Origin of the sequence: Polaribacter sp. Q13 (assembly GCF_016858305.2) — a bacterium.
Taxonomy (GTDB): domain Bacteria; phylum Bacteroidota; class Bacteroidia; order Flavobacteriales; family Flavobacteriaceae; genus Polaribacter.
Genome location: NZ_CP074436.1, coordinates 3,440,837 through 3,457,516 on the forward strand (window position 1 = coordinate 3,440,837; position 16,680 = coordinate 3,457,516).

11 protein-coding genes are annotated in these 16,680 nt (G+C 30.8%); 6 read left to right on the forward strand and 5 right to left on the reverse strand.

Features of this window, described 5'->3' with window-relative positions; translation table 11 throughout:
- The first annotated feature begins 12 nt into the window (after positions 1-12).
- From gldL to JOP69_RS14575, 4 genes are all read left to right on the forward strand, one after another.
- Entirely contained in the window at positions 13-657 is a 645-nt protein-coding gene (gene gldL / locus JOP69_RS14560) for a gliding motility protein GldL (protein WP_203394915.1), read from the forward strand.
- Between the two features lie 45 nt (positions 658-702).
- A complete protein-coding gene (gene gldM, locus JOP69_RS14565) occupies positions 703-2,229 on the forward strand; it encodes a gliding motility protein GldM (RefSeq protein ID WP_203394914.1) in 1,527 nt (508 codons plus the stop codon).
- A 17-nt stretch (positions 2,230-2,246) separates the two neighbouring features.
- A complete protein-coding gene (gene gldN / locus JOP69_RS14570) occupies positions 2,247-3,101 on the forward strand; it encodes a gliding motility protein GldN (RefSeq protein ID WP_203394913.1) in 855 nt (284 codons plus the stop codon).
- 290 nt (positions 3,102-3,391) lie between these two features.
- Positions 3,392-4,456 (forward strand): FAD-binding oxidoreductase, encoded by a 1,065-nt coding sequence (locus JOP69_RS14575; RefSeq protein WP_203394912.1) that lies wholly within the window; start codon positions 3,392-3,394, stop codon positions 4,454-4,456.
- Between the two features lie 144 nt (positions 4,457-4,600).
- On the opposite strand, the gene JOP69_RS14580 is transcribed toward JOP69_RS14575, so the two are convergent.
- The gene (locus JOP69_RS14580) at positions 4,601-4,990 is read right to left on the reverse strand and encodes a DUF983 domain-containing protein (protein ID WP_203394911.1); all 390 of its coding nucleotides are present in this window, start codon (positions 4,988-4,990) and stop codon (positions 4,601-4,603) included.
- A gap of 75 nt (positions 4,991-5,065) precedes the next feature.
- Here JOP69_RS14580 and abc-f point away from each other — a divergent pair, with 75 nt between their 5' ends.
- Positions 5,066-6,982 (forward strand): ribosomal protection-like ABC-F family protein, encoded by a 1,917-nt coding sequence (gene abc-f / locus JOP69_RS14585; protein WP_203394910.1) that lies wholly within the window; start codon positions 5,066-5,068, stop codon positions 6,980-6,982.
- A gap of 84 nt (positions 6,983-7,066) precedes the next feature.
- Here the strand turns inward: abc-f and JOP69_RS14590 are convergent, their stop codons facing one another.
- On the reverse strand, positions 7,067-7,513 hold the full coding sequence (locus JOP69_RS14590; protein WP_203394909.1) for a hypothetical protein: 447 nt from the start codon (positions 7,511-7,513) through the stop codon (positions 7,067-7,069).
- A 69-nt stretch (positions 7,514-7,582) separates the two neighbouring features.
- Between JOP69_RS14590 and prfA the strand changes: the two genes are divergently transcribed.
- Entirely contained in the window at positions 7,583-8,659 is a 1,077-nt protein-coding gene (gene prfA, locus JOP69_RS14595) for a peptide chain release factor 1 (RefSeq protein WP_203394908.1), read from the forward strand.
- 1,421 nt (positions 8,660-10,080) lie between these two features.
- Here prfA and JOP69_RS14600 read toward each other — a convergent pair.
- The 3 genes from JOP69_RS14600 to JOP69_RS14610 form a co-directional block, all read right to left on the reverse strand.
- Entirely contained in the window at positions 10,081-12,486 is a 2,406-nt protein-coding gene (locus JOP69_RS14600) for a glycoside hydrolase family 31 protein (protein ID WP_203394907.1), read from the reverse strand.
- Positions 12,487-12,762: 276 nt separating this feature from the next.
- Complete coding sequence (glgB, locus tag JOP69_RS14605; protein WP_203394906.1) at positions 12,763-14,670, reverse strand: 1,4-alpha-glucan branching protein GlgB; 1,908 nt, start codon at positions 14,668-14,670, stop codon at positions 12,763-12,765.
- Between the two features lie 51 nt (positions 14,671-14,721).
- Positions 14,722-16,659, reverse strand: coding sequence for an alpha-1,4-glucan--maltose-1-phosphate maltosyltransferase (locus JOP69_RS14610; protein ID WP_203394905.1), 1,938 nt, complete (start codon positions 16,657-16,659; stop codon positions 14,722-14,724).
- Positions 16,660-16,680: the final 21 nt, after the last annotated feature.

Consider the following 16,680-nt stretch of genomic DNA (forward strand, 5'->3'; position numbering starts at 1 on the left):
AGAAAATAAATTATGGCACAGTCAAAATCTTATAAGAAAACAATGAATTTCATTTATGGAATGGGAGCAGCAGTTGTAATTGTTGGAGCATTGTTCAAAATTCAACACATGAGTTTAGGTCCTGTTACCGGAGGAATGATGTTAACAATTGGTTTGTTGGTAGAAGCAGCGGTTTTTGCAGTTTCAGCGTTTGATACTCCAGAAGATGATTTTGATTGGTCTAAAGTATATCCTGAGTTAGGAGAAGATAGATTTAAAGCTGAAAAAGTCGAAAAAGAAGAAGCAGGAGCTCAAGGATTATTATCTCAAAAACTAGATAATTTATTAAAAGAAGCAAATATAGATGCTTCTTTAATGACAAGTTTAGGTAACAGCATGAAAAATTTTCAAGGAGCTGCAGAGGGATTATCTGCTGCATCAGAATCTATTTCATCTACGAATAAATATAATGAACAAGTTTCTATGGCGGCAGTTCAAATGGAAACTTTAAATAATTTATATAAAGTACAAGTAGAAAATACAACTAGGCAATCTGAGTTAAATGGTGCTGTTGTAGAGAATACAGAAAAATTAAAAATTCAAATGGAGTCTTTAGCAAAAAACTTATCTTCTTTAAACGGAGTTTATGGTGGTATGCTTTCTGCAATGTCTAAATAATAATTAGTTGAATAATATAAAAATTAACTTAAAAAACTAATTAGAATGGCAGGAGGAAAAATGTCCGCAAGACAGAAAATGATAAACTTAATGTATCTTGTATTTATTGCAATGTTAGCAATGAACATGAGTAAAGAAGTTTTATCAGCTTTTGGTTTTATGAACGAAAAGTTAAGTGAAAATAATATTTCTACAACAGCAAAAAATAATGAAGCCTATGCTAATTTAGCAATGAAAGCTTCTGAACAAGCTGCGAAATTTGCAAAACTAAATAAAGAAGCAATAAAAATCAAAGGCTATTCAGCCGATTTTTATACCTATTTAGAAGAGCTAAAATCTAAAATGACGGCAGAAATCGAAGATAAAAACGATTATGAATCTATGGATAAAACGGCCTTTTTAGATGAACATTTCTTTAAAGGAGATAAATTTACAGCCGAAGGTCAAGAGTTTTTAGATAAAATTAATGGCTATAGAACAGATGTTACTAAAGCTTTAGGTTCAGATAGTAAGTTTGCTCCGATATTGGCTAAAAGATTTTCTACAGAAGATGTAGTGAATAGAGATGGTAAAACGATTGAATGGTTAGATTATAGATATAAAGGTTTTCCTTTAGTAGCTTCTTTAACTAATTTAACTCAGATGCAGGCAGACATTAAAAACACAGAAAGTGATATTGTGGCTGATCTGTTAGGTGGTAAAATGGAAGAGGCATTGTCTTTAAACAACTATAAAGGTATTGTTGCTTTAGATAAGAACGCTTATTTTGCAGGAGAAAAAGTAACGGGTAAAATTGTTTTAGGTCGTTATGATGCTACTATGATTCCTGATAATGTTACTTTAAATGGTAGAGATTATAAAAATATTCAATCAGGACAAGTAATTATTGATATGCCTGCAGGAAATGTTGGTAGTCATGATATTAAAGGAAAGATTGCCTTTACACAAAATGGAGAAGTAGTAGAAGTTCCTTTCGAAAGTTCTTATTCTGTAATTCCACAACCAGGAGATGCTGTTGTTTCTGCAGATAAAATGAATGTGGTTTATAGAGGTTTAGACAATCCTATTTCGGTTTCGTTACCAGGTGTAAGTGATCATAACTTAAGGGTTTCTGCAAGTGGAGGTAAATTAACAGGTGGTAAAGGTAAGTACAGTATTAGACCAGCAGGAGGTAGTGTTGCTACTATTAATGTTAGCGCAACTTTAAGTAATGGCAAATCTGTAAACTCTAAAGCTACTTTTAGAATTAAAGACATACCAGCAGCAATGGGGTCTGTAAGAGGACAATATGGAACTGTAAGAATGCCAAAATCTGGTTTATCTACAGCACCAATTGCAGCAGGATTACCAGATTTTGAATTTGATTTAAATATTAGAGTACAAAGTTTTAAAATTAAAGTACCAGGTCAATTAACAATTATTGTAAATGGATCTAGTTTAAATGCAGCGGCAAAACAAAAATTGTCTAAAGCAAAAAGGGGAGATATCATTAATATTTATGGTATTAAAGCTACGGCAAATGGGTATAATCTTAAAAAAGTATTACCTGTTAATATAGAATTAACAAACTAGAAGTTAAAAAATAAAATATGTTTAAAAATTGTTTACTATTATTTTTCGGTTTGATGATTGGTGGTTCAATAAACGCACAAATAGGTTTGTTGAATGCTAAAAAAGTAGATCAAATAGGAAAGAAAAACGAGCAACAAATTGCAGCCGATAATGATGCCCCTTTAGCCTACGGATATGTAGATGATAGAGATGTGTTATGGTCTAAAGTGGTTTGGGAATTTGTAGATTTAAATCAAAAGATTAATTTACCTTATTATTTCCCTATCGATAAATCAAATATCTCTTCGGGCAGAAGATCTTTATTTGATACTCTAATAAAAGGAATTAAACAAGGTAAAATAGAAGAGGTATATTCAGATTCATTTTTTACTTCTAAAATTACCCAAAATGAAATAGCTAATAGAATGTCTAGTGTAAGAGAAGAGAATGGGTATAGTGATACTATTAGACTTCAATCTCAAGATGTAGAAGGCTATATGATGAAAGGAATGTGGTATTTTGATAAACGTCAAGGTGAGTTAAAATACAGGTTGTTAGCATTAGCACCAATGGGTAAAGATGTACAGACTTTAGGTGTGCAAGATATTGAAGATGACCAATTGTATGAGTTATTTTGGATTTTTTATCCATCTGCAAGAGATGTTTTACATGATGCCAAAGTATTCAATCCAAAAAATGCGTCACAACCAATTTCTTTTGATCACATGTTAAATGCAAGACGATTTAGCAGTACCATTGTTAGAGAAGAAAATATTTATGGTAATAGAGCTATTTCAGATTATGTTAGAGGTAATTCTTTATTCCAATTATTAGAAGCTAATAAAATTAAAGAAGATATTAGAAACAGAGAAATGAACATGTGGAATTACTAAAATTCTACCATTCTTAAAATATAAAAACGTTCCAAATCTTTGGAACGTTTTTTTTTGAAGCTAATTCCAGCTTTCACTACGCATTTTTTTTACTGCCTGTTCTGAATACAAATTTTTCATTCTTTAAAATTCACTTAAACTTACACTAAAAAAGAGCTAAAACACACCGTTCAAAAGCGAAGCATTCAATGATTCAATAAAATATAAAAGTAGAGTTAATCGGGTCTAAACATTTTAATAAAATTTTGTAATAACATAATAATTATTGCAAATTCACGTATTTTTATCACATGAAAGTAGATTATATAATAGTTGGTTTAGGATTAGCAGGTTTGGCCTTTACAGAAGAATTAATAGCTGCTAAAAAGACGTTTTTAATTTTTGAAGACGATTCTCAAACCTCTTCATTAGTTGCAGGTGGTGTTTATAACCCAGTAATTTTAAAAAGATTTACTCCAGTTTGGAATGCCAAAGAACAATTGGATATTGCACTTCCTTTTTATAAAAGGTTAGAAGAAAAACTAAACATAACTATAGACCAAAAATTTGTCATTAAGAAATCTTTTAAATCTGTAGAAGACCAAAACAATTGGTTTAGTGCTTTAGATAAACCGAAGTTAACCGCTTATTTAGATCCAAAATTAGACACTAATTCTTATAACGGAGTTTTAGCAGATTTTAGTTTTGGTAATGTAAACGAAACAGGTAGAATAGATACCGAAAAACTGATACAATCCTACAGAGCCTATTTAGAATCAGAAAACTTCATTCGTTTTGAACAGTTTAAACATAAGGAATTAAATATTCAAGAAGAATCTATTTCTTATAAAGATATTGAAGCTTCAAAAATTGTTTTTTGTGAAGGTTTTGGAGTTACACAAAACCCATATTTTAATTATTTACCCATAAATGAAGCAAAAGGAGAATTGTTAACTATTCATGCTCCCGAATTAAATATCGATTTTTTATTAAAGTCGACTCTTTTTGTAATGCCTTTAGGCGACAATAACTATAAAGTAGGTGCAACATTTAATTGGACAGACAAAACATCAGATCCTTCTGAAGAAGGAAAAGAAGAGTTGGTAGAAAAGTTAAAGAAAGTACTTAATGTACCTTATACCATCGTTTCTCAATCTGCAGGAATAAGACCTACGGTTTCTGGCAGAAGACCTTTGGTTGGTATTCACCCGGATTATGCACAATTAATTGTTTTAAATGGTTTAGGAACACGAGGTGTAATGATTGCCCCAACGGTTGCTAAAAATCTGTTTAATCATATTTATAATGATGAACGTTTAGACGAAGAAATAGATATTGTCCGTTTTAAACATTTGAAGGATAAGCTAAATAAATAGAATTTACTTTTTGTTGCTTGGTGTTTTAATATAACTTCTTTATCGTTCTGCAATACGCGCTAAGGATAGAGCGGTTTGTTTGAGCTCTTTTTGTTTTTACAAAAAAGCGAGTAGCGAAAGCCTGTTAAAGCGCCCAAAATACGTTTAGGATTCTTTTTTAATTGCTTTTTTATCGAAATGTACAAACATATTTATCCAAATAATTCTAGATAAACGTAAATTAAAAGGCGCTAATACTAATAATGCAATTACAATTGCCGCAAAACATTGTAAAAGGTTTAATCCAAAAAACAAACTACTTATTACAAATACAGCTACAGAAAGTGCCACTGTTAAACCATAGTTAACGTACATAGCCCCATAAAAGAAAGAAGGTTCCATCATGTATTTTAAATTACATTTAGGACAATTGTTATGTAATTTGGTTACTTTATTGGGATTGAACGTAAATTTATACTTAAAAAATTCACCTTCATGACATCTAGGACACTTAGCATTAAAAATACTATACAACTTGGTTCCCTTTTTAAACATAATAGACTATAAATTTGTATACTTTTGCAAATATAGAGTTTTAAACTTTTTTTTAAGTAACAATTATTACATTAGATGCTAAACGTACACAACTTATCGGTTTCTTTTATGGGAACTGATTTATTTTCAGGAATAACTTTTAAATTAAACAAGGGAGATAGAATTGGTCTTATCGGTAAAAATGGGGCAGGGAAATCTACGCTTTTAAAGGTGCTTTCTAAAGATATAGAAAGTAGTGGCGGTACGATGGCTTTTGACAAAGATATTAGAATGGGCTTTTTAAGACAAGATATTGATTTTGTTGAAGGAAGAACTATTTTAGAAGAAGCATATCAGGCATTTGTAGAGATTAAAGAAATTGAGGTAAAACTTGATGAAATTAATGAGCAATTAGCAACTAGAACCGATTATGAAAGTGAAGGTTATACTGAATTAATTCATGATTTAACGGATAATACAGAACGTTATGAATTACTTGGTGGTTATAATTACCAAGGTGATACCGAAAAGATTTTACAAGGTTTAGGTTTTCAGCGTGAAGATTTTGATAAAAAGACAGATACTTTTTCTGGAGGTTGGAGAATGCGTATAGAATTGGCCAAATTACTTTTACAAAATAATGATATTTTGTTATTAGATGAGCCAACGAATCACTTAGATATTGAATCTATTATTTGGTTAGAGAATTTCTTAAAAGGTTATTCTGGAGCTATTGTTTTGGTATCGCATGATAAAATGTTTTTAGATAATGTTACTAACAGAACGATTGAGATTTCTTTAGGTCAGATTTACGATTATAAAAAACCGTATTCTGAATTTTTAGTATTAAGAGGAGAAATCAAGGAAAAGCAGTTACAGGCTCAGAAAAATCAAGAGAAAGAAATAAAACAAAAACAACACTTAATTAATAAATTTAAAGCCAAAGCAAGTAAGGCATCTATGGCACAATCTTTAATGAAACAACTTGATAAAGTTGAATTGATTGAAGTTGACCAAGATGATAACCAAGCAATGAATGTGCGTTTTGCTATTTCTAAAGAACCTGGTAAAATTATAGTAGAAGCAGAAAAGCTTTGTAAAAGCTATGGTGATAAACATGTTTTAGAAGATGTAGATTTATTAATAGAAAGAAATAGTAAAATTGCTTTTGTTGGTCAAAACGGACAAGGAAAATCTACTTTGGCAAAAATGATGGTAGGTGAAATTCCGTTTCAGGGTCATTTAAAACTAGGGCATAATGTAGAAGTTGGGTATTTTGCTCAAAACCAATCGGAAGAATTGCCACCAGAAAGAACAGTGTTAGAAATTATGGAAGATGCTGCCACGGATACTAACAGAATGCGCGTTAGAGATATGTTAGGTTCTTTCTTATTTGGAGGAGATGCTGTAGATAAAAAAGCAAAAGTACTTTCTGGAGGGGAAAGAAATAGATTGGCATTGTGTAAATTATTATTACAACCTTTTAATGTTTTAATAATGGATGAGCCAACCAATCACTTAGATATTGCCTCTAAAACCGTACTAAAAGAAGCTTTAAAAAACTTTAATGGTACTTTAATTGTAGTTTCTCACGATAGAGATTTCTTACAAGGTTTAACAGAAACTGTATATGGTTTTAAAGATAAAGTGATAAAAGAATATTTAGGAGATATTGATTATTTCTTAGAGCAACATAAAATAGAAAACCTTAGAGAAGCAGAAAAAAGAACGGTTGTTAAAGTTGATAAGGATACTTCTAAGAAAGAATCACATCAATTATCTAGAGATCAAGAAAAACAATTAAAGAAATTAAAAAATAAACTTTCTAATATAGAAACTGAAATAGCAGATTTAGAAAAAGAAATTGCTAAAATAGATTTAGAATTAGCACAGAATTATGATGAAGTTTCTGCTAGACCAAATTTCTTTGAAAAATACAAAGCTAAAAAAGCAAAATTAGATGCTAAAATGGAAGCTTGGGAAAAAGTAGAAGCGGAAGTTTCTGATTTCTAGTTTTTGGTTTTATTAAAAAAATAAAAAGCTCATTGTTTATTTTATAAATAATGAGCTTTTTTATGATTAAAAGTGATGAGATAGTTATAAGAATTTTGAGTTATACCTCTCAAAAACAAATTCTATTTTAAAATCATCTGCGGATATTATGGCTTTTAATTGATCGTTTTTTATATGGTATTTTATTTTTTTTGGAAACTCATTTTTAGGGTTTTCACAGACAAAAGAAGAAGCAGTTTGTTGAGTGAATTTAAAGAAAGTTGCAGCATCATTTACACCTTCAACCTTTAAAAAAAGCGTATTTTTTAAAGTAACAATACTTAGTGTTTCTTTAAAAGTTGTGTCTTTTTTTTGTAAAGTATAGCCTAAACCTTTAAGGTTTGTATTCCAGGTTTCATAGGTGGTACTTCCTTCTTTGTCATTTACACGAATCCAATCTCCGATTAGAAAAGTGGGTTTTACTATTTTTGATTTTCCTTTCTGACAAGAAGTTAGGAGTAAAAAAGAAAAGACAATATATAGTAATTTCATAAAAATAGTTGGCTTTGTTTAAATATACCTATAAAAATTGTAAATTCGCATTCCAAGAAAAGACAGAAGATGTTAGATAAATTAAGAATTGTAAAGCAGCGTTATGATGAGGTTTCGGATTTAATTATTCAGCCAGAAATCATTATGGATCAGAAGCGTTATGCGCAATTAATGAAAGAATATAAAGATTTAGGGGATGTTGTTAAAAAAGGGGATGAGTACAAAACCTTAACAAACAATATAGAGGAAGCAAAAGAGATTCTTGCAGATGGTTCTGATGTAGAAATGAATGAAATGGCGAAGATGGAAATTGACGAAGCCAATGCTCGAATTCCTGAACTAGAAGATGAAATAAAAGTATTACTGATACCTAAAGATCCTGAAGATTCTAAAAATGCAGTTGTAGAATTGCGTGCAGGAGCAGGTGGTGATGAAGCGAGTATTTTTGCTGGAGATTTATTTAGAATGTACACAAAATACTGTGAAAGTAAAGGTTGGAAAGTTTCTACGGTAGATTATTCTGAAGGTACCAATGGTGGTTTTAAAGAAATTCAGTTTGAGGTTACAGGAAATGATGTGTATGGAATTTTAAAGTTTGAAGCTGGTGTGCATCGTGTACAAAGAGTTCCACAAACAGAAACACAAGGACGGGTGCATACATCTGCAGCTACGTGCATGGTTTTTCCTGAGGCGGAAGAGTTTGATGTGGAAATTAATCCAAAGGAAGTAAGAATTGATTTTTTCTGTTCTTCTGGTCCTGGTGGGCAATCTGTAAATACTACGTATTCTGCAGTGCGTTTAACACACATTCCTACTGGTTTGGTGGCACAATGTCAAGATCAAAAATCGCAACATAAAAACAAAGAAAAAGCATTTAAAGTACTACGTTCTCGTTTGTATGATATGGAATTAGCTAAGAAAAATGCTGAGGACGCTTTAAAACGTGGTTCTATGGTTTCTTCTGGAGATAGAAGTGCTAAGATTAGAACTTATAATTATGCGCAAGGTAGGGTTACAGACCATAGAATTGGTTTGTCTTTATATGATTTACCTAATATTATGAATGGTGATATTCAGAAAATTATTGATGAATTAATGTTGGCTGAAAATACTCAAAAATTAAAAGGATTAGGAGACGGAATATAGTTTTCTCAATTTATAAACATTAAACCTCAAAACTATGTTTTGAGGTTTTTTTTTCAATAATATTTATAACAATAAAAAGCGACTAAAGTTAAGATAAACTTTAATCGCTTTTAGTGTTCAATAAATATTTAAGAAATCTTAAACAATGTATATTTTGTTTGGGGGAAAGATTACTTACATTACAAATGTATGTCAGTAACACAAACCTCACAATACCCATTTATGGGGTTTTTTAGTTCACTGTTTTCAGTGAGTGCATTAACTTAAAAGGGGGAGAACTAAAATTATTTTTCTTATTAAATAATTAGGTAAACTTCTTATATCTTGAGTTTAGCAAGGTTTTACTTTATCTAAAGTATCTATTTTTACAGAGGTGTCTTAAAGATAAAAACTTAAAACAAAGTTTTTGGTTTTTATTTTTAGATTATAAATTTATAGCAAAAAAAAAAGCGATTAAAGTTTAGATAAACTATTAACCGCTTTTTGAGTAATTCAAATAACTAAGAAATCTTAAACAATGTATGTTTTGTTTGGGGGAAAGATTACTTACACTGCAAATGTATGGCAGTATTATATACTCCACAATACCCATTTATGGGGTTTTTTTAGTTCACCGTTTTCAGTGAGTAAGTCGACTGAAAAGGGGGTGATAAAAAATGTTTTGCATAAATATAATTCTTTAAACTTTTATTTTATAAGTATATTTTCAATTTAGTAAGTGACAATTATATTTATAGTTTGTTCTAAAGGATCTATTTTATAGAGTTGCGTTAAACGTAAAACCTCAAAACTATGTTTTGAGGTTTTTTTTCAATAGTATTTATAACAATAAAAAGCGACTAAAGTTAAGATAAACTTTAATCGCTTTTAGTGTTGAATAATTATTTAAGAAATCTTAAACAATGTATGTTATGTTTGGGGGAAAGATTACTTACGTTGCAAATGTATGGCAGTATTATACACTCCACAATACCCATTTATGGGGTTTTTTTAGTTCACCGTTTTCAGTGAGTAAGTCGACTGAAAAGGGGGTGATAAAAAATATTTTGCATAAATATAATTCTTTAAACTTTTATTTTATAAGTATATTTTAAATTTAATAAGTGACAATTATATTTATAGTTTGTTCTAAAGGATCTATTTTATAGAGTTGCGTTAAACGTAAAACCTCAAAACTATGTTTTGAGGTTTTTTTTAATAATATTTATAACAATAAAAAGCGATTAAAGTTAAACTTTAATCGCTTTTAGTTTTGAATAATTATTTAAGAAATCTTAAACAATGTATGTTTTGTTTGGGGGAAAGATTACTTACGTTACAAATGTAAGTTAGTAATACAAACCTCACAATACCCATTTATGGGGTTTTTTAGTTCACTGTTTTCAGTGATATTACTCACTGAAAACAGTTAGAACAATTTTTTATTTACCTAATATATGTAACTCAGTAAATTCTTTATCCATAAGTATAGATTGAGTATCTCCAAGTGTAACGTTATCTAAAGTTACCGGTACATTATCTATTTGTACAGAGGTGATTTCGAAAGGTAAATTATGAAAAACAATATTAAATTTAGTGTAACCTGCGTTAAAGTCTCCACGTTTGTGTTGTTGTATAATTAATTCTTCTTTTTTACCTGTTACCTTAAAAGTACGTAAACTAAATCTTCCTTTTTTATAGTCATACCCATCATGAGCATCATCGTATAATTTTGAAGACTCTTTACCTTCTTTATAATATAGGTCTAAAGTAATTTCATCAAATTCTTTTTCATCAACATATTGTTGTACAGGATATTTAGGGATTACTGCTCCTTCTTTTATAAAGATAGGCATGCTGTCTATGTCTGCATCTACCCACATTTCTTTTCCTCCTTGTACAAGTTCATCTGTCCAGAAATTATACCAGTTACCTCTAGGAACATACATTCTTCTTCCTTTAGCATTTGGTTCTTGTATTGGACAAACTAAAATTTGTTCTCCATATACAAATTCATCACTTCTGTGGTGTGTAGCTGTATCTTCTTGATCGTATAGAACTAAAGATTTTAAGATAGGTGTTCCGTCATTTATATAATTCCAAAAAGTAGTATATAAATAAGGTAATAATTGGTATCTAAGTTCAACGAATTTTCTTACGATATCTGTAATTTCATCACCAAAAACCCAAGGTTCTTGATCTCCATGATCTCCGGAAGAATGTACTCTACAAAAAGCATGAAATATTCCTAATTGAATCCAACGAGCAAATAATTCTCCTTGTGGTTGCTCTGCAAACCCACCAATGTCAGAACCAGCAAAAGAGAAACCAGACATGGCCATTCTTTGTGCTTGATTATTGGCAATTGCTAAGTGCTCCCATGTAGCAACATTATCTCCCATCCAGGTAGAGGTATATCTTTGTGCACCAGAATATGCAGATCTTGTAATAACAAAAGGTCTTTTTGGATATGCATATTTCTTTAAACCATGATACGTTGCACGTGCCATTTGAGTTCCGTAAATATTATGTGCCTTTCTATGAGAACAAGGGTTTCCATCAAAATCATGACGAACATCATCTGGAAAAGATTTGTTAGGAACATCCATCACGGCAGGTTCATTCATATCATTCCAAACACCTTTTACACCAATATCTTCTATTAATTCTTGGAATAAACCAGACCACCACTCTCTAACTTCTGGGTTTGTGTAATCTGGAAAATAACACTCACCAGGCCATACTTTACCTTTCATATAAGGTCCATCGGCACGTTTACAGAAATAATCTTTATCTAATGCTTCTTTAAAAACATCGTATTCTAAATCTATTTTAATTCCAGGATCGATAATTACTACGGTTTTAAAACCATCTTCTTCTAATTCTCTTACCATCCTTTTAGGATCTGGGAAATAGTTTTTATCCCAAGTAAAACAGCGGAAACCATCCATATAATCAATGTCTAAATAAATAGCATCGCAAGGTATTTTTAAATCTCTAAAAGTATTGGTAACTTCTTTTACGGTACTTTCTGGAAAATAACTCCATTTACATTGATGAAAACCTAAAGCCCATAATGGAGGTAACGCATGAGGTTTTCCTGTTAAATCTGTATAATTTTTAACTACATCTTCCATTTGAGGACCGTAGATAAAATAGTAATTCATTTCGCCTCCTTGTGCCCAAAAACTGGCTACATTTCTTCTTTCATGTGCAAAATCAAAATGAGATTTAAAAGTATTGTCAAAGAAAATACCGTAAGATTTACCTCCTTGTATAGCGGTGTAAAATGGTATTGCTTTGTAAATAGGGTCTGTATCCTTACCAAAAGCGTACGAATCTGTAGCAAAGTTTTCAAAACGTTTACCTTTTAAGTTTACATCTACGGGTTTGTCTCCTAACCCATAAAAACTTTCTGCTCTCTGGCAAGTTTTACTCATTTTTACGATGTCTCCACCATATTCATAGCTTTCTTCCCAATGAAAACCAATTTCATCTTCATTAATTAGTTTTAAGTCTAGGGCATCATAAAGTTTAACTTGTAAACTACTTTTTTCTACTCTACAGATTAATTTTGAAGTGGTAACTATATAATGAGTTTCGTCTTCTGTAACATCTAGAAAGTAATATCCTCTAGAAGCATGAATAGTAACTCCATAAGAAAAATCATTTTCAAATTTACCAGTTGTAGTGTATCTAAATCTTATAACACTATCTCTTACAACAGTAAGTTGTAAAATTACGTTGTTGGATGTTGTAAAATATAATGTATCTACATCTTTCTTGTAGCTTATTATTTCTGAAGGAAATAAGTTTCCTTTTTGTTCTAACTCGGTATTAACAATCATAATCTTGGTTGTTTATTTTGACTTGCAAAAGTCGTAAAAGTTTGTAAAACAGTCTTGTTTAAGATTGTTTTTATACTATTACGTATTCGTTTAATTTAGTTGTAAAAATATTGCTTATTTATTTAAAAATAATTAGAATACATTTTCTTTTTTAATTTGTGTATACTTTTCTTAAAGTCTTAAATATGAAGTCTTTTATTGTGAAGTTTAAAAAAATAAACCTCTTTTTTTATCAGAATACTAGATTGATAAAAAAAGAGGATTTGTAATATAATTTTATTTGTACTTGTAAGCAATCATACCCAAAGGAGGTAAATCTAATTCAATAGAATTCTTTCTATTATTCCATACTTTCTTCTCTGAAGTTAATTTTGTGTTCTTAAAGTTACCCGTTCCATTATATTTAGCAGCATCACTATTAAAAACCTCTTTTAAGGATCCTGCTTTTGGTAAACCTATTCTGTAGCCTTCTCTAGGAATAGGGGTTAAGTTTAAGATTACAATAATATTGTCTTTTTCATTTTCCCCTTTTCTAATATAAGATAATACAGAGTTTTCGTGGTCTCCATGATCTATCCATTCAAAACCTTCATGAGAAAATTGTTTTTCATGTAAAGCAGGTTCTTTTTTGTAAAATTTGTTTAGGTCTTTTACTAAATTCTGTGCTCCTTTGTGTACTTTATAATCTAATAAATGCCAATCTAAACTTCCGTCAAAATCCCATTCGCTTGTTTGTCCAAATTCAGCTCCTTGAAATAATAATTTTGTTCCAGGGTGCGTAAACATTAAACTATATAGCGTTCTTAAATTTGCAAATTTTTGCCATTCATCACCAGGCATTTTATCTACAATTGCTTTTTTACCATATACCACTTCATCATGAGAAAGAGGTAGCATAAAGTTTTCTGTAAAGGCATAATTTAAACTGAATGTTAAATCGTTTTGATGATGTTTTCTATAAATAGGCTCTTTTGCAAAATAATCTAAGGTATCATGCATCCAACCCATCATCCATTTCATTCCAAAACCTAAGCCGCCATCATAGATTGGTTTAGATACTTTTGGAAACGAAGTAGATTCTTCTGCAATAGTTTGCACATCAGGGAAAGCTTCATAAACAGCCGTATTCATTTCTTTAATGAAGTTAATTGCATCTAAGTTTTCTCTTCCGCCAAACTCATTTGGTTCCCATTCTCCTTCTTCTCTAGAATAATCTAAGAATAACATAGAAGCAACGGCATCTACTCTTAATCCGTCTGCATGATATTGGTCTAGCCAAAAGATTGCATTACTAATTAAAAATGCTTTTACTTCGTTTCTACCATAGTTAAAAATTAAACTTTTCCAATCTTGGTGATATCCTTTTCGTCTATCTGGATGCTCATATAAATGAGACCCATCAAAGTAGCCTAATCCATGATCGTCTGATGGAAAGTGGGAAGGAACCCAATCTAGTAAGACACCAACTCCTTTTTCATGAAATTTATCCACTAAATATTTAAATTCATCTGGATAACCGAAACGAGATGTAGGAGCAAAATATCCTGTTAATTGATACCCCCAACTTGGGTCATACGGAAATTCCATAATTGGCATAAATTCTACATGCGTAAAATTCATTTCTGCAACATAATTAACCAAATCATCAGCTAACTCTCTGTAACTTAAAAAACGACCTTCTTCAATTTGCTTTTTCCAAGAACCTAAATGAACTTCATACACAGAAAAAGGTGCATCTAATGCATTGTTTTTCTTACGAGTTTTCATCCATTTTTCGTCATTCCAAGAATAGTCATCTTCCCAAACTTCTGAAGCCGTTTTTGGTGGATGCTCACATCTTCTTGCAAAAGGATCTGCTTTTTCTGTAGTGATATCATTATTACTACTTCTTATTTTATATTTATAAACGGCTCCTTTACCAATATTTGGAATAAAACCTTCCCAAATACCACTACCGTCCCAACGTACGTTTAAGTGATGTTCTCCTTCTAGCCAGAAATTAAAATCTCCAATTACAGCAACGGACTTTGCGCTTGGTGCCCAAACGGCAAAATAAGTACCTCCTACACCATCTACAGTGATAATGTGAGAACCAAATTTTTCGTATAATCGATAATGTTTACCAGCCTGAAAAAGACTAATATCAAATTCTGTAAAAAGACTGTGTACTTTTGTTTGTGCCATAAGTTTATCTTTTTTAATGTATTTTTTTAGTTTATTGTTTGGTTTTTAGTCTTACTTATTGATTTTAAAAATATGAAATGGTAATGTTGGATGTAACTCAACATAATTCCATTCATTATACCAATTGTAGCAATTTCTTGTTACCAAATCTTCAACTTCTATTTTCTGGCCATGATTAATTTTTAAGGCATGAAGCGGAAGTTGTACCGAACCGGATTGTGAATTATAAGCATCTAAACTTATAATTGTTATGGTTTCATTAGTTCTATTATCATTCCATTTGTAGAAAGCAATAATTTGATCATTACCGGTTTCTAAAAATTGAATATTATTTGTTTGCTGATAAGATTCGTGCTCTTTTCTAATATGATTTATTTTAGAAATTAAAGTAGTTACTTTGTTTTCTTTGAACCAATCGTAATGACAAAGCTGAAATTTCTCTGACATATAGTATTCTTCCTTTCCAGGAATAGGCTCACTTATCATTTGTTCAAAAACAGGTCCGTAAATTCCAATATTAGAACTTAAAGTAGCAGCTAAAGCATAACGTTGTATGTATTTGCTTTCTGGAGCACCTTGTAAGTGAAAGGGATTAATATCTGGTGTGTTTGGCCAGAAATTAGGGTACATATACTCTTTTTGATCGGTTTTTGTTAAATCATTCATATACTCAATCAATTCATGTTTAGAATCTCTCCAAGTAAAATAAGTATAGGATTGTGTGTAACCTTGTTTTGCTAATTGTTGCATTACTTTTGGTCTGGTAAAGGCTTCAGCTAAAAATAAAACATCTGGATGCTGTTTTTTAACTTCTGCAATAATCCATCCCCAAAAGAAGTAAGGTTTTGTATGTGGGTTATCAACTCTAAATACGTTAATTCCACAATCAATCCAATATAATAAGGTGTCTAAACATTCTTGCCAAAGATTTTTAAAGTCTTTACTTTCCCAATAAATTGGAAGAATATCTTGGTATTTTTTAGGTGGATTTTCTGCATATTGCACGGTTCCATCTGGTCTCCATTTAAACCAATCTGGGTGTTCTGTAACCCAAGGATGATCTGGTGCAGCTTGCAAAGCATAATCCATAGCAACTTCAATGCCTAATTCTTTTGCTTTTGCTACTAAATTTTTAAAATCGTCTAAAGAACCTAATTCTGGATGCAAATCTTTATGACCTCCATATTTAGAACCAATTCCCCAAGTAGACCCAACATCTCCATCTTGTGCTACAGTAGTGTTATTTTTTCCTTTTCTGTTTACTTCACCAATAGGATGAACAGGAGGAAAGTATAATGTGTCAAACCCCATTTGGGCAACTCTAGGTAATATTCTGTGACAGTCATTAAAAGTTCCGTGTTTGCCCTCTTGTTCAGAAGCCGAACGTGGAAAAAATTCGTACCAAGTACTAAAACGAGCTTTTTTTCTATCTACGTATACTTTATATTCTGGAGAAGTCTCAGTTAAAGATTTCTCAGGATATTTTTTTAAAATAGATGTTAACCTCTCCGAAACAGCTTGTTTAATGGCTTCAGTATAAGTTTCACTATTTTTAAATATGAATATTAAATGTAGTAAATAGTCTTTTTCCTCAGGAGAAACGGTATCTATAATTGTAAATAAAAGTTCTGCTCCTTCTAAAAGTTCTGAATTTACATGCTGACAATCATCAATTTTTCTTCCTAAACCATGTTGCCAATTTAATGCATAATCTACCCAACCTTCTACTTTATATGAATAATAACCTTGTTTTGTGGTTTGAAAACTAGCGGTATATTCATCATTAAAGGTTGGCGTCATTCTAATTTCCGACCATTTACTATCTTTTTCATGTTTAAATAATAAATTTGCCTGAAGTACATCATGACCATCCACTAAAACGTCTGCAGTTACATTTACAATTTCATTTACAACTCGTTTAATATTTACTGTTCCTTGGTTTATTTGAGGAGCAATATTTTCTACTACAATTCTACTTTGATTTTGCATTAATATGGTTAATTTTAAATA